Annotated in this window: 12 protein-coding genes; 6 read left to right on the plus strand and 6 right to left on the minus strand. The window is 68.3% G+C overall.

What is annotated here, in order from left to right; all coding sequences use genetic code 11:
* Positions 1-281: 281 nt before the first annotated feature.
* The gene (locus ACW7G5_RS03310; protein ID WP_457001793.1) at positions 282-2,111 is read right to left on the minus strand and encodes a DNA/RNA helicase domain-containing protein; all 1,830 of its coding nucleotides are present in this window, start codon (positions 2,109-2,111) and stop codon (positions 282-284) included.
* A gap of 28 nt (positions 2,112-2,139) precedes the next feature.
* A complete protein-coding gene (locus ACW7G5_RS03315; RefSeq protein ID WP_457001795.1) occupies positions 2,140-2,490 on the minus strand; it encodes a nucleotide pyrophosphohydrolase in 351 nt (116 codons plus the stop codon).
* 250 nt (positions 2,491-2,740) lie between these two features.
* On the opposite strand from ACW7G5_RS03315, the gene ACW7G5_RS03320 reads away from it, so the two are divergent.
* The 3 genes from ACW7G5_RS03320 to ACW7G5_RS03330 are packed head-to-tail and all read left to right on the plus strand — an operon-like array spanning position 2,741 to position 5,580.
* The gene (locus ACW7G5_RS03320; RefSeq protein ID WP_457001797.1) at positions 2,741-3,358 is read left to right on the plus strand and encodes a beta-lactamase hydrolase domain-containing protein; all 618 of its coding nucleotides are present in this window, start codon (positions 2,741-2,743) and stop codon (positions 3,356-3,358) included.
* 4 nt (positions 3,359-3,362) lie between these two features.
* Positions 3,363-4,226, plus strand: a complete 864-nt coding sequence (ygiD, locus tag ACW7G5_RS03325) for a 4,5-DOPA-extradiol-dioxygenase (RefSeq protein ID WP_457001799.1) — start codon at positions 3,363-3,365, stop codon at positions 4,224-4,226.
* A 7-nt stretch (positions 4,227-4,233) separates the two neighbouring features.
* Entirely contained in the window at positions 4,234-5,580 is a 1,347-nt protein-coding gene (locus ACW7G5_RS03330; RefSeq protein WP_457001801.1) for an MATE family efflux transporter, read from the plus strand.
* 58 nt (positions 5,581-5,638) lie between these two features.
* Here the strand turns inward: ACW7G5_RS03330 and ACW7G5_RS03335 are convergent, their stop codons facing one another.
* Positions 5,639-7,429, minus strand: coding sequence for a diguanylate cyclase domain-containing protein (locus ACW7G5_RS03335; RefSeq protein ID WP_457001802.1), 1,791 nt, complete (start codon positions 7,427-7,429; stop codon positions 5,639-5,641).
* Between the two features lie 180 nt (positions 7,430-7,609).
* Between ACW7G5_RS03335 and ACW7G5_RS03340 the strand changes: the two genes are divergently transcribed.
* The gene (locus ACW7G5_RS03340) at positions 7,610-7,939 is read left to right on the plus strand and encodes a thioredoxin family protein (protein ID WP_457001804.1); all 330 of its coding nucleotides are present in this window, start codon (positions 7,610-7,612) and stop codon (positions 7,937-7,939) included.
* A gap of 18 nt (positions 7,940-7,957) precedes the next feature.
* Here ACW7G5_RS03340 and ACW7G5_RS03345 read toward each other — a convergent pair whose 3' ends face one another.
* Positions 7,958-8,596 carry a hypothetical protein gene (locus ACW7G5_RS03345; RefSeq protein ID WP_457001805.1) on the minus strand — a complete coding sequence of 213 codons (639 nt, stop codon included), beginning with the start codon at positions 8,594-8,596 and terminating at the stop codon, positions 7,958-7,960.
* Positions 8,597-8,743: 147 nt separating this feature from the next.
* Positions 8,744-10,120, minus strand: a complete 1,377-nt coding sequence (gene nirK, locus ACW7G5_RS03350; RefSeq protein WP_457001807.1) for a copper-containing nitrite reductase — start codon at positions 10,118-10,120, stop codon at positions 8,744-8,746.
* A 206-nt stretch (positions 10,121-10,326) separates the two neighbouring features.
* Here nirK and ACW7G5_RS03355 point away from each other — a divergent pair, with 206 nt between their 5' ends.
* Positions 10,327-10,707 carry a DUF2946 family protein gene (locus ACW7G5_RS03355; RefSeq protein WP_457001809.1) on the plus strand — a complete coding sequence of 127 codons (381 nt, stop codon included), beginning with the start codon at positions 10,327-10,329 and terminating at the stop codon, positions 10,705-10,707.
* A 67-nt stretch (positions 10,708-10,774) separates the two neighbouring features.
* Positions 10,775-12,871, plus strand: coding sequence for a TonB-dependent copper receptor (locus ACW7G5_RS03360; protein ID WP_457001811.1), 2,097 nt, complete (start codon positions 10,775-10,777; stop codon positions 12,869-12,871).
* A gap of 31 nt (positions 12,872-12,902) precedes the next feature.
* Here ACW7G5_RS03360 and arsC read toward each other — a convergent pair whose 3' ends face one another.
* A complete protein-coding gene (arsC, locus tag ACW7G5_RS03365) occupies positions 12,903-13,304 on the minus strand; it encodes an arsenate reductase (glutaredoxin) (protein WP_457001813.1) in 402 nt (133 codons plus the stop codon).
* Between the last annotated feature and the right edge of the window lie 194 nt (positions 13,305-13,498).

Raw genomic sequence — 13,498 nt, forward strand, 5'->3', positions numbered from 1 at the left:
CTTCTGGTTCCTCGCCTGTCCTCAAAAAAATCAAGAGTTGGGCAAAATATGAGGGGCGGATGAAGTCTAACCTCAGCGCGAGAGAATTGGTCCGTATTAGACCTTCGGAACTCTCTAGGAATAGCTATTTCACAGAGCTTCGCCCCTCTTGGCATACGCATAGGCCCCGCGACAACATCAGGTCTGTCGCATCTAGAGAACATGCGCATGGGCCAATGCAATCCGTGCGCTCGGTTGAAGAATGTCCGCTCTGGGTCGGAAGCGGACTTTGCGAATGACGCCTATCTTGCGATATGGATGTAACACCCCTTCATCCCCCGGCTCATCAGCGTCTTGTAAGTATTGCGCACGATGATCTCCAACCGAGCGCGCGTGGCATCCGGGTCTTCCTTGAGTGCTTTCTTGTACCCGCGAACCGTACGGTCCATGGATGACCGCGCCTCAGGGAAGACGCTTGGCACACCATCGACCCACTGCAGGTCTGGCCCGATGATCACGCCGACATAGTCCAGTTCCAGCCCTTGGCAGGTATGGATGCAGCCAACTTCCTCCACGGAATCCGGCGCCACGATCCAGAGGCTCCCGTCCTTGTCCAGGTTCCACCTCGCCCGATAGCCGAATTCCGGGAGTTCGATATCCCACGCGTCCGGGTTCTTTTTGCTCTTCCAGTCCCAGCAATACCCGGCAACCACGCGCGCCTTGTTGTTGAGCTTGTTCTTCTCCCGGATCAGGTCATGCAGCTCGACGGGTGAATCAACAATGCGGAAGTCGAACGCATCGCGGTCGAAGTCCGTATTGGCGCTCTCGCGGATTCCCAGGAAGTTGTCCAACCAGGCGATGTAGCCATCCGAGCCTCCGCAGCGGAACTGCGATGCCAGCTCCAGTCGGGTGACCTCCGCCCCCATCTCCAGCGCCCAGCGCTCCAGTTCAGCGATGCGGCCGACGTCAGAAAGCGTCACGATCTGATCGTCATCAGCGAAGAACACCGTGCAGCGGGCGCTGCGGATCAGCTCCATGATCTGGTTCTGGCCGAGGTTGCCGTACAGGCCGCTCTTCTCGTTGAGGCGGTGCGCCTCGTCCACAACCAGCGTATCGAAGGTGTTGGCTTGCGCTTCGTGGAAGGCGCCCGAGCCTCCGAACAGATTGCCGATCTCTACGCGGCGCAGCGTTCCTGCCAGCTTCTGCGCATAGACCGCCCGCGGCGCGGCGTTCTTGGACACGTATTTCGTCAGCTGGCCGCGCTTGGTCAGTTCGACCAGCAGGTTCACCGCCACCACCGACTTGCCGGTTCCCGGTCCGCCCTGGATGATCACCACCTGCTTGCGCGCGTCGCTCGCCTGCTGGGCCTTGGCGAGGCAGGTCTCGTAGACCACCTTCTGGTCGTCCACCAGCACGAACTCGCGGTTGCCCTTGAGCATCTTGGCAAGGCTGTCGGCCAGCATCTTCGATGGGCGGATTCGGCCTTCGGCGATCTCGTACAGCAGCTTGCCGCGGTCGCCCTTGCGAACATGCTGCTTGATGAAGGCCCGCAGCTTCTCCAACTCGTCCGTACCGTCGAGAAAGACCGGCGCTTTTTCCAGATAGGCCGCGTAGTGCGGATGGCGGATGACGCCGTCATCCTTGTAGTTGTGCAGGTAGGCGCAGGGCCGCAGCTCGGTGCCGGACTCGTACACGGCCTCGTTGAAGCCGTTGAGCAGCGCGGCGTATGACCACGCTTGATAACTGGGATGGGGACCTTCGATCTCGGCCTTGCCGCCGCGGTTGGCGATGATGATTCCGTCTTTCTCGCTGATGCGCGAGTTGGACCACTGTTTCAGCTCGACGATGACCAGGTGCGGCGTGTCGTCATCGGCGGCGCCTGAGATCACGAAGTCGATTCGCTTGGCGGTCTGGGCGATGCCGAACTCGATGCCCACGCCGATGTCGTCCGGAATGTCGCGGTCGCGAAGCACGCGCGCCATGGCCGCCAGCGAATGGCGCCACGACTTGAACTCGCCCTGCGAGACGTAACGACCGACCTTCTTGACGAACGCGCGCTGCACCTCGTCCTCGATCTGCGCGTGATCGTTGTCGTGCAGGAATCGTTGCTTGGTTGCCTGGTAGACGATCACGACAGCCTCCCTCCGTCGTTCGCGGGGTTCAGAGCTCGGTGTATTTCCGGCTCGTGCCCCTGGCCTTGTCGGCGGGGTAGCGCTCGGCATTCAGCGCGAGCTTCTGGCGGGCGGCGTCCAGCGGGTCGATGCCAAGCCGGTCGGACAGCTGCAGCAGGTACAGCAGCACGTCGGCGATCTCGTGCGCGACTTCCTGGCGGCGGGCGTCATCGAGGTTCCGGCTCTGCTCGTCGGTCAGCCACTGGAAGTGCTCCAGCACTTCCGCGGCCTCGATGGACAGGGAAACGGCCAGGTTCTTTGGCGAATGGAACTGGCCCCAGTCGCGCTCCTCGGCGAAGCGGCGCAACGCGGCCTGCAGTTCCTCGATCTGGTGTGCCATGCATTCCCCCTGGTCGGGTCGAGTATAGGGGCGGTAGACCGCAGCTGCCTCGCTGTTCACGATGGTCTGACGCTGCGCTCAGCAACCTGCAGCCCCCGGGGCCTTGCGGCCGCTCCACGCCATGCACCTCATCGAACTCTTCCCCCCTCCACGACAACGCCGGCGCCGCGTTCCCCAATGCGCTCGACAGGCGCATCATGGCCATCGTGGTCCACGAACCCGCACCGCGCCAATGACGATGGAGCCTGCCATGTCCGCAAGATCCCGCATGCTGCCGTTGGCCGCCGTACTGCCCATAGCGATGGCCCTCGCGCTCGCCAGCTGCGCCACGACCGAAAAAGCGCCGGCCGCGCCGGCGCCCGAGGAGGTCACCATGCAATCCCCGCTGCTCGAACGCTTCACGACGCCCGCCGAAGGCATCCGCTCCGGCGGCCGCATCACCGCCGACGACCTGCCCGCACTGCGCGCGGCGGGCATTCGCCACGTGATCGACCTGACCCCGGACTCGGAGACGCCCGGCTTCGACGAGGCGGGCGCCGTACGCGCGGCCGGCATGGGCTACGACAACCTGCCCATCGCCGGCGCCGGTGACCTGGACCGCGAGGCCGTGGTGGCCTTTGACCAGTTGCTCCGGACAGCCGACGGGCCGACGCTCGTGCACTGTGCCAGCGGCAACCGCGTGGGCGCGCTGGCGGCGCTGCGTGCCGCGTGGCTGCAGGGTGCCGACGAGGACGCAGCCGTGGAAGAGGGGCGGCGCTGGGGGCTGCGCGGGCTGGAAGACGAGGTGCGCGGGCACCTCGCGCGCGAGCGCTGCCTGGCCGACGTGCGGGGCAGCGACGGCGCGGCGCGCTGCGATGGGGGCAGCTGAGGCCATGTCCGCCACGCCCCTGATGCCTGCCGCCTTCCTCGGCCACGGCAGTCCGATGAACGCGCTCGAGCGCAACCGCTACACCGAAGCCTGGCGCGCGTTCGGCGCCTCGGTGCCGCGGCCGCGCGCGATCCTGGTGGTGTCGGCGCACTGGTACGTCAACGCCACCGCGGTCACGGCCATGCCACGGCCGCGGACCATCCACGACTTCTTCGGCTTTCCGCAGGCGCTGTTTGACGTGCAGTACCCGGCGCCGGGGCTGCCCGAACTGGCGGAGGAGGTGGCCGATGTCGCGAAACCCGACTTCGTCGGATCCGACATCGACGGCTGGGGGCTGGACCACGGCACCTGGTCGGTGCTGGTGCATGCGTTTCCCGATGCCGACATCCCGGTGGTGCAGCTGTCGATCAACGCGCAGAAGCCGGCGGAGTTCCACATCGAACTTGGCGCCCGCCTGGCCGCGCTGCGCGCGCGCGGCGTGCTCGTGGTGGGCAGCGGCAACGTGGTGCACAACCTGCGGGCGATCGACTGGAAGCAGCCGGATTCCGGGTTCGACTGGAACCAGCGTTTCGATGCCGATGTGAAGCAACTGCTGGCCGAGCGTCCGGGTGATGCGGCCGGACTCATCCGGCACCCGGACTACGCTGCCTCGGCACCGACAGCGGAGCACTTCCTGCCGCTGCTGTATCTCGCCGGGATCGCTGCGGCGGCGGGCAAGGGCGCCGACGTGCTGGTGGAGGGGCCGGCGTATGGGTCGCTGTCGATGACGTCGTACACCGTGGGCGCGCAGTGCCCGCCGGAGAGTGGCGTCACCGCGGGCGCGGCACCGCTGGCCGCCAACGTGCCCGCGGACGAATCCAACCTGTAGCGCGGCCTTGTCACAGCACGCAACGGGCCTGACCCGCAAGGCCATCGCGCGCCAGGCCTGGCCGATCATCCTCGCCAACGCGGCGGTGCCAAGCCTCGGCCTGGTCGACACCGCTGTCATCGGCCACTACGGCAGCGCGGTGGAGCTGGGCGGGCTGGCGCTGGGCGCGCTGCTCTTCAACTTCGTCTACTGGAGCTTCGGCTTCCTGCGCATGGGCACCACCGGCTTCGTGGCGCAGGCGGCGGGCGCCGGCGACGAGGCCGAGGTCCGCGCCACGCTGGCACGCGCGGTGCTGCTGGCCGCGGGCCTGGGCGTCGCGCTGTTGCTGCTGCAATGGCCGATCACCTGGCTCTACTTCGCGCTGATGGATGGCAGCGCCGGGGTGGAGGCAGCGGCCGGCGACTACTTCCGCGCGCGCATCTGGGGCGCGCCGGCGGCGCTCGCCCTGTTCGCGATCAGCGGCCTGCTGATCGGCCTTGGCCGCAGCCGCGAACTGCTGCTGGTGCAGCTGCTGCTCAACGGTCTCAACGCCGGCCTGGACATCTGGTTTGCAGGCACGCTGGGCATGGGCATGGGCGTGCGGGGCATCGGCCTGGGCACCGCGATCGCCGAATGGAGCACCTGCGCCGTCGCCATCATCGTGGTGCTGCGCGTGTTGCGTGTGCGCCACGGCGATGCCGCGCCGTTCCTGCCCTGGGCGCGCATCGCCGACTGGCAGCGCATCCGCGCGTCGCTGGCCGCCAACCGCGACATCCTGGTGCGCACGCTGTGCCTGCTGCTGGCCTTCGGCTGGTTCGCCAACGCCGGCGCGCGCTTCGGCGACGTGACCCTGGCGGCGAACCACATCCTGCTGCAGCTGGTGTCGTTCAGCGCGTTCTTCCTGGACGGCTTCGCGTTCGTGGCCGAAGCGCACGTGGGCGCGGCATGGGGTGCGCGCGACAGCGGCAGGTTCAGGCGCGCGGTGCGGCTGAGCAGCGAGCTGGCCGGAGGCACGGCGCTGGTGCTGGCGGTGGCGGTCCTGTTGCTGGGCGACGCCGCGGTGATGGCCCTGACCAGCCTGCCCGCGGTGCGCGAAGTGGCCGCGACGCACCTGCCATGGGCCGCGCTGTACGTACTGCTCTCGGTGGCCGCGTTCCAGCTGGACGGCGTGTTCATCGGCGCCACCCGCACGCGGGAGATGCGGCATGCCGGCCTGGTGTCGTTGGGGGTGTTCCTGCTGGCCGCATGGCCGCTGGCGGCCCTCTGGGGCAACCACGGTTTGTGGGCGGCGTTCGTGGTGTACGTGGTGGCGCGCGCCGCGGCGCTGCTGGGGTATTACGGCCGTCTCGTCAGGCGAGCGGAAGCCGCATCCTGAAGGTGGTCCGCCCCTCGGCGGACCCGGCCTGGATCGTGCCCTCGTGCTCCATTCCCCGTCACGCCACCGGGGCCAGGTGGTAGCGGTTGCGCCCGGCTTTCTTGGCCTCGTAAAGGGCGGCGTCCCCCGAGGCCATCAGGCCTGCCGCATCGGCCGCCTGCCGCGCATGGGCGACGCCGATGCTGGTGCTGACCGTGAGCCGGGTGTCACCGACGTCGACCCGCTCCGCCATGGCGGCGAGCACCTTGCGCGCCACGGCCTCGGCGGCTTCGGCCGATGCGTCCTCGATCAGGATCACGAACTCGTCCCCGCCCAGGCGGGCGACCAGGTCGGTTTCGCGCACGCTGTCGCACAGCCGCTTCGCAAAGGCCTTCAGCACGATGTCGCCGGCGGCGTGGCCGTGGCCATCGTTGACGTCCTTGAAACGGTCGATGTCCATGCACAGCAGTGCGATCGGGATTGCGTGGCGCTGCTGGCGCTTGAGCGCCAGCGCAAGGCGCTCGTCGAACTGGCGGCGATTGGCCAGGTCGGTGAGCGGATCGACGCGCGACAGCCGTTCCAGCTCGCGCCGGCTTTCCGCCAGGGCGTGCTCGGCGGCCACGCGGCGGCTGATGTTGCGGGCGGCCACCATGATGTCGACCGCGCCGCCGCCGTCATCGGCGGGTATGCAGCGCAGCACGCCCTCGACCCAGACGTAGTGGCCGTCTTTGTGCCGGATGCGGTATCTCTCGGTGCGCGTGTCGCCCGATGCCAGGACATCGGCCATCGCCTGCGCCTGCCGCGCGCGGTCGTCCGGATGCACGAAATTCCAGCGCGTGCCGGTCATCTCGGTGGGCGTGAAGCCGAACATCTCCACTGCCGACGGCGAGACGTAGAGCAGCGCCCCGTCGGGCCCCACGCGCGCGATGACGTCGTGCGAGTGGTCGGCAAGCATGCGGTAGCGGCGTTCGCTTTCGCCCAGCCGCGCAGCCAGCCGGTTACTTTCGGCCATGACCAGGCAGACGGGGATCGTCATCAGGCAGCCGCCCGCCAGGTAAAGCTGCAGCAGGGCCAACCGGCCGGCGTCGCCCAGGCTCGGGTGCGACAGTGGGCCGTAGTCCAGCGCAGTGGCGGTGGCGACGACCAGCCCCAGGGCGATCACTCCCAGCCCCACGCCGGCGAACCCATGGCGAACTGCGACCAGCAGCAGCGGCGGATAGGCCAGGAACAGCAGCGGATACCTGAAGAAGGCGACGCCCACCGCCACTGCGATCAACAGTCCCATGGTAGTCACCAGGCTCCAGCCACGGCCGGGCTCCACGAACAGTCCCAGACCCTTGCGCTGTACGACCAGCGTGGTCGTCGCCAGCACCACCATGCCGACGACGTGCGCCGCATACCAGCTGCCTGCTGCGCGCAGGAAATGCTGTCCGTGCATGAAGTAGGCCAGGGTCGCCGCCATCAGTCCCGTCAGCGCGCAGGCGACCAGCGTGGCCGCTGTCGCAACCCCTCCCAGGGTGAGCCAGTCCGGATCGCGGATGTCGGGAATACGGATGCGGACGAGCCAGGCCACCGCCAGCGCTTCCACGAGGTTGCACATCGCGATGGCCAGCGCGTACGGGGGCTGGTCGCCGGCCAGGATGCGCGCGGAAAGCTCGGCGAAGAACGCCACTGCCAGGTAGCCCGGCCAGGTGGCAGTGCGGCGGGACAGCAGCCAGCCGGTGAGGATGCCGTTGCCGATCCAGATCGCGGAGAGTTCGCCGGGCCCGCGGGCCAGCGTGAACGAAAGCCATGCGGTCCCCGCGATCAGTACCGCCAGGACGGTCCGGTCGGCCCGGTAGGTGCGTGGCAATCTCAAGCGATGGGCCATGGCGGCCTAGTCTAGCCGCAGGTATGCGCGGCCGCCCTGCCGCAGGTCACGGGATGTTGATCGCCGGTCCGGGAAGGTGGAAATCCCGATTGAAACGGAGATATCCATGACGCTGGTCCCCTCCGACACTCTGGTCGAGTCGCCGACGGCTCCGGCGCGCGCCTGTTCCGCAACGCCACTGTGAGCTGCGAAGCCCGCTACTCGGCGGTGGAACCCGCGCGTGCGGAGCTCGATGCCATGGAAGGCACCCTGCTGCTGGAGTTCGGCACCGACTGGTGCGGGCACTGCCAAGCGGCGCAGGCGCCGATCCAGGTGCTGCTGGGTGAGCACGCGGGCGTCGTGCACCTGAAGATCGAGGACGGTCGCGGCCGGCCGTTGGGCCGGGCGTTCAAGGTGAAGCTGTGGCCGACGCTGGTGCTGCTCCGTTCCGGCCAGGAGCTGGGGCGGGTGGTGCGGCCGGTGTCCAGCGCGGACCTGGAGCCGCTGCGCGACGCGTTGGCCCGGATCTAGCGGACCGGCGGGCGGAGCTCAGGTCCGGAGCAGGTCCCAGCTTTCGATTTCGGCCAGCACGAACGCCGGCCTGCGCGCCGCCAGAGCCGGCTGCGTGCGCCATGCGGGCTGCGTCTCCAGGCCGGGTCCGCTGCCCGGGTCCGCACTCCAGCGCGACAGGCCGGGAAGGCCGGCCTCCCCGGCGGCATGCAGTGGCACGTCCGCCAGCTGGACGTCGCCCCGGGCAAGGCCCACCAGCAGTTCGATGGAATGGCCATCCAACGGGCGGTAGGCCGCCATGCGCAGGCGACCGTCGGCGCGCTGCACGATCGCGGCCAGGAGTGCGTCGTCGCGCTGCAGGGCCACGACCGCGCCGCCAAGGTCGACCGGGCCGATTTCGATCCACCAGCCCGCGCCTTCGGCGGCCAGGCATTCGCCGGCATCGTCCGGTGCCAGCAGTTCGGCCAGGCGCGCCATCGCCGGTTCCATGGCCTGCCAGTCAGCTGTTTCACGGGCGGCGCGCAGCTGCAGGCCGTGCAGCATGTCGGCCAGCGGCAGTTCGCCGTCGTTGGCAACGGCGGCCTGGAAGGCGGGGAGTGCAACCGGGTAGGGAATGGCGGGCAGGCCGAGGCCGGTCAGCGCGTCGGCCGTGGGGTGGAGTTCGATCATCTGGTGCATGGCGCATATTGTCCGTGTCTTCGTCGCACCAGGCGTGACTGCGGCATGACCCTTATGTGCAATCGCGGCGCCGAATGCACTTGACTTCGCACACGAAAACGGCCCCGCCGGGGCGGGGCCGTTGCCTGCCGTCTTGCGCCGCCGGCGTCAGTGGCCGGACGCTGCGTCGATCGGTTGGTCGCTGTTGAAGATCGTCGAGTCGGCTTCACCGTTCACCGTGAGGATGCCGGTCAGGCCCTTCTCGGCGCGCGACAGTGCGTGGTCGACCAGGATGTACTTGCCCGGGTAGTCGACCTTGAACTCGACCATGGTCGCGCCGCCCGGAGGCACGATCGTGGTCTGCACGTCCGTCAGCGGCGGGCTGGTGAACGAGGCCAGGTCATAGACCCGGTCGAACACTTCGCCGATCAGGTGGAAGCTCGAAATCAGGTTCGGGCCGCCGACGCCGAAGAAGATGCGGACTTCCTCGCCCACGTTCGCGTTCATGTCGTAGGTCTTGGTGAGCGCGTCCATGGAACCGTTGAACATCAGGTGCTCGGGCTTCTCGTCAAGCAGCTTGTCGACCGAGAACTCCTGCAGGCCGCTGGAGCCGTGCTTCTGGGCGGTATAGAGCTCGCCCTGCATCACGTAGTACTCCTTGTCGACCGCCGGCAGGCCGCCTTCGGGCTCGACCAGGATCATCCCGTACATGCCGTTGGAGATGTGGTGGGCGATCATCGGCGTTGCGCAGTGGTACACGAACAGGCCCGGGTGCAGCGCCTTGAACGTGAAGCTCTTGGTCTCGCCGGGGCGCACCTGGGTCACCGCCGCGCCGCCGCCGGGGCCGGTCACGGAGTGGAAGTCGACCGAGTGGATGTTGACGCTGTCTTCGGCGTTCTTGAGGTTGATCGTGACCGTGTCGCCCTGGCGGATGCGCAGGAGCGGACCCGGGACCGTGTTGTCGAAGGTCCAGTAGCGGTACGTGCTGCCGTCGGACAGGCGGCCTTCAACCTCGGTGGTCAGCAGGTCGTAGGTGACATGCTCGGCGGCGCGGTCACCGACGGGCGTGCCGACTTCGGCCGGGTTCTTGGAGACATCCAGCGCCGTGCTCACTTCTTCCTTCACGTCGCCGACGATCAGCTTGCCGGCCATGCCCGCGAGCTTGTGCCCGGGGATGGTGCAGATGTATTCGAAGGTGCCGCCCTTGGTGGCGCGGAACACGATGGTGGTCGAGGAGCCGACGCCGACCAGCTGGTCGGACTGGGCGCCGAACTCGGGCACCGCGATGTCATGCATGGCGCCGTCGTTGTTGGTGATCGTGATCGCGACCACCGAGCCTTCGGGCACGCGCAGGTCGGGGTTGACCACGTCCTTGATCGCGCCGGAGTTGCCGATGAAGACCATCTGGCCACCGGTGATCTCGGTGCGCAGGCTGAAGTTGACGTCGGCGATCATGTCGACCGATGCCGATCCCTGCGCGGCGACGTCGGCCGGGACGAATCCGCCAGCGGCGGCGAGTGCAAACAGCAGTACCAGGTTTCTCATGGTGATGACCTCAGTGATTAAAGGGCTTGAATAAAATCGGGGGCCGATGATGCGTCGTGGTGCCCGGCCGTTGGAGCGCACGTTACCGTTGTGCAGCGGTGAGCCAAATGACCTGGATCAAGTGCGTACGTTTGCGTATGGAAAGCGCCCGGCCTTGACCTGCGTCAGATCCATTCCGGTGCCTGGCGCCGACAATCCGCACTGAAATGAACGCGAAGGCATTCCAGCACTGGATGGGGCGGATCGGACTGGCGGCAGCGCTGTTGCTGATGCTGGTGCCGACCACGACGCGACTGCTGGAAGCCACGGGCGAGGCCCGCGTCGTGCATGGCCCTGCCCACGATGGCGGACACGGCCGGCATCGCCTGCACGATGGAGTGGATCCGGGCGATGCGCGTCCCGCGATCGGTGATCCGGACTGCGATTACTGTCCGCTGCTGGCAGCGTTCACGCACTCGGCGCCGGTGGTGTTCAAGCTCTTCGCATTGCCGGCGGCGACCGCGCCGGCGCTCGCGCCAGCCGCACCCAGCGTGGCATGGCTGCACCCGAACGGACTGGGCTCGCGCGGACCACCGCGCATCGGCTGACCCTCGCCACGCCGCCCGGCATCCGCCACGCGGCACCCCATCGCATTCCGCTCCATGGAGTCACGCCATGTCGATCCCCCGCTGCCCGGTGATCCGTTCGTCCTGCCTGTTCGTGGCGATTGCCGCCGCTCTTGCCAGCCCCTTCGCCCATGCACTGGACGCCGCGCCCGACACCCCGTCGGACGCGACGCGCACGGTGGATTTCGAAGCGCTGGTCGTCACGGCCGCCGCGCCGGTGTCCGCACTCACCTGGGAAACCAGCCCCAAGCTTCCGCGCCAGCCGGTTCCGGCCAGCGACGGTGCCGACTACCTCAAGACCATTCCCGGCTTCAGCACCGTGCGCAACGGCGGCAGCAATGGTGATCCGGTGCTGCGCGGCATGTTCGGCTCGCGCCTGAACCTGCTGACCAACGACGGCGCCATGCCCGGTGCCTGCCCTTCGCGCATGGACAACGCGATGTCCTACATCGCGCCGGAAACCTATGACGCGCTGGTGGTCACCAAGGGTCCGCAGACGGTGCTCTGGGGTCCGGGCGCATCGGCCGGCACGGTGCGCTTCGAGCGCGACCGCGAGCACTTCATCGAGCCCACCTGGAAGCTCGCCGGCAGCGCGCTCGCCGGCAGCCGGGGCCGCAACGACCAGGTGGTCGACGTGACCCGGGGCGCGCCGCTCGGCTACGCCCGCATCAGCGCCAACCGCTCCGAGTCCGGCGACTACGACGACGGCAACGGCGCCCGCGTCGGCTCGGCGTGGAAGAAGTGGAACGCCGACTTCGCGCTCGGCTGGACGCCCGACGAGGACACATTGCTCGAACTCGGCGTGGGCATCGGCGACGGCCAGGCGCGCTATGCCACCCGTGGCATGGATGGCAGCAGCTTCGACCGCAGCAACTACAGCCTGCGCTTCGAGAAGGCGAACATCGGGCTCGGCGCGCTGCAGGAATTCGAGGCCAGCGTCTACCACAACGTCGCCGACCACGTGATGGACAACTACAGCCTGCGCGACCCGAACCCGAACGGTTCGATGCCCATGCCGATGGCGTCCAACGTCGAGCGCAGCACCAGCGGCGGGCGCGCGGCGGCCACCTGGCGCGGCGCCGCGTTCGAGCTTGTCACCGGCATCGACGCCCAGGACAGCCGCCACCGCCGCCGCGCCGGCATGGGCCGCAACGCGTATCTCGCCATGCCATGGGTCGTGGACGCGCGCTTCGACAACCTCGGCCTGTTCGCCGAAGGCACCTGGTTCCAGGGCGACGACAGCCGCTGGATCGCCGGCGCGCGCGCGGACCGCGCAGGTGCCGAGGACGGACGGCTGACGGTGGCCGGTGGCCACGGCCACCCGGCAATGCCCAATCCGACAGCCGGCCGGTCGCGCGAGGAAACGCTGAAGGCGGGCTTCGTCCGCTTCGAGCGCGACGTCGACAAGGCGCTCAGCTGGTACGCCGGCATTGGCCACACCGAGCGCATGCCCGACTACTGGGAACTGTTCTCCGCGGACATGGGCCCGATGGGCTTCGCCAACGCCTTCGCCGGCCTCGATACCGAGAAGACCACCCAGCTCGACGTCGGCCTGCAGTACCGCGGCGAACGCTTCGATGCCTGGATCTCGGCCTACGCCGGCCGCGTCGATGACTTCATCCAGTTCCGCTACATGGACACGATGATGGGCGCGACCTCGATGGTGTCGAACATCGATGCGCGGACCAGCGGCGCCGAGCTTGGCGGCGAGTACCGGGCGAGCGAGGACTGGACGCTCGGCGGCAGCCTGGCCCATGCCCGCGGCAAGGACCGCGACAGCGGCCGCCCGCTGCCGCAGATGCCGCCGCTGGAAGGCCGCTTCAGTGCCGACTGGGACAACGGCACCTGGTCGGCCGGCGCGCTGGTCCGGCTGGTCGACGGACAGGACCGCGTCGCCGAGGGCTATGGCAACGTGGTCGGCCAGGACATCGGTCCGAGCGCCGGCTTCGCCACGCTCGCGCTCAACGCCGGCTACCGCTTCGCCAGCGGCGTGCAGCTGACCGCCGGCGTCGACAACCTGTTCGACCGCGCCTACAGCGAGCACCTCAACCTCGCCGGAAACGCCGACTTCGGCTATCCGGCGGATGCGGTGCGGATCAACGAGCCGGGACGCACGCTCTGGCTGCGGGTCGGCTACACGTACTGAGGGCAGCCGCAGGCGGGAGCGGGTGGCGGCGCTACTTCGGCGCCACCACGTCGCCATCTTCCTTGGTGAACGACGCGCTGATTGGCGGCAGGATCTCGAGCACCGTTTCCGACGGCCGCGCCAGCCGCACGCCCATGTTGGTGCGCACGAAGGGCCGGTTGACAAGGATCGGATCCGCGAGCATCGCATCGAGCAACGCGGCCTCGGACAGTGAAGGATCGTCCAGGCCCAGTTCCGTGTACTTCGCCTCCTTGGCGCGGATTGCATCGCGAACGCCGATGCCGGCCTCGCGGATCAGCGCGATCAGCTCCTCGCGCGTGGGCGTGTCCTTCAGGTATTCGATGACCTCGGGCTCGATGCCGGCATGACGGATCAGTGCCAGCGTGTTGCGCGACGTTCCGCAGCGCGGGTTGTGATAGATCGTGGCGTGCATGGTGGGCCTCGCTGGGGGCGCTCCACTGTAGCGGTGCGGGGAAGGCGAGGCACCCGTGCGCGCCTGCAATCCGCTGGGCCCGCAGCCGCCGCTGCTGGAACGCGAGCTGCACAGCCTGCAGGAATGCCTGGCGCGTGAGCCCGGCGCCGATGCGGGATTGATCCGCAGCAGCTGATCGGGGCCCGGTCAGCGTC

Source organism: Luteimonas sp. A501 (genome assembly GCF_054052085.1).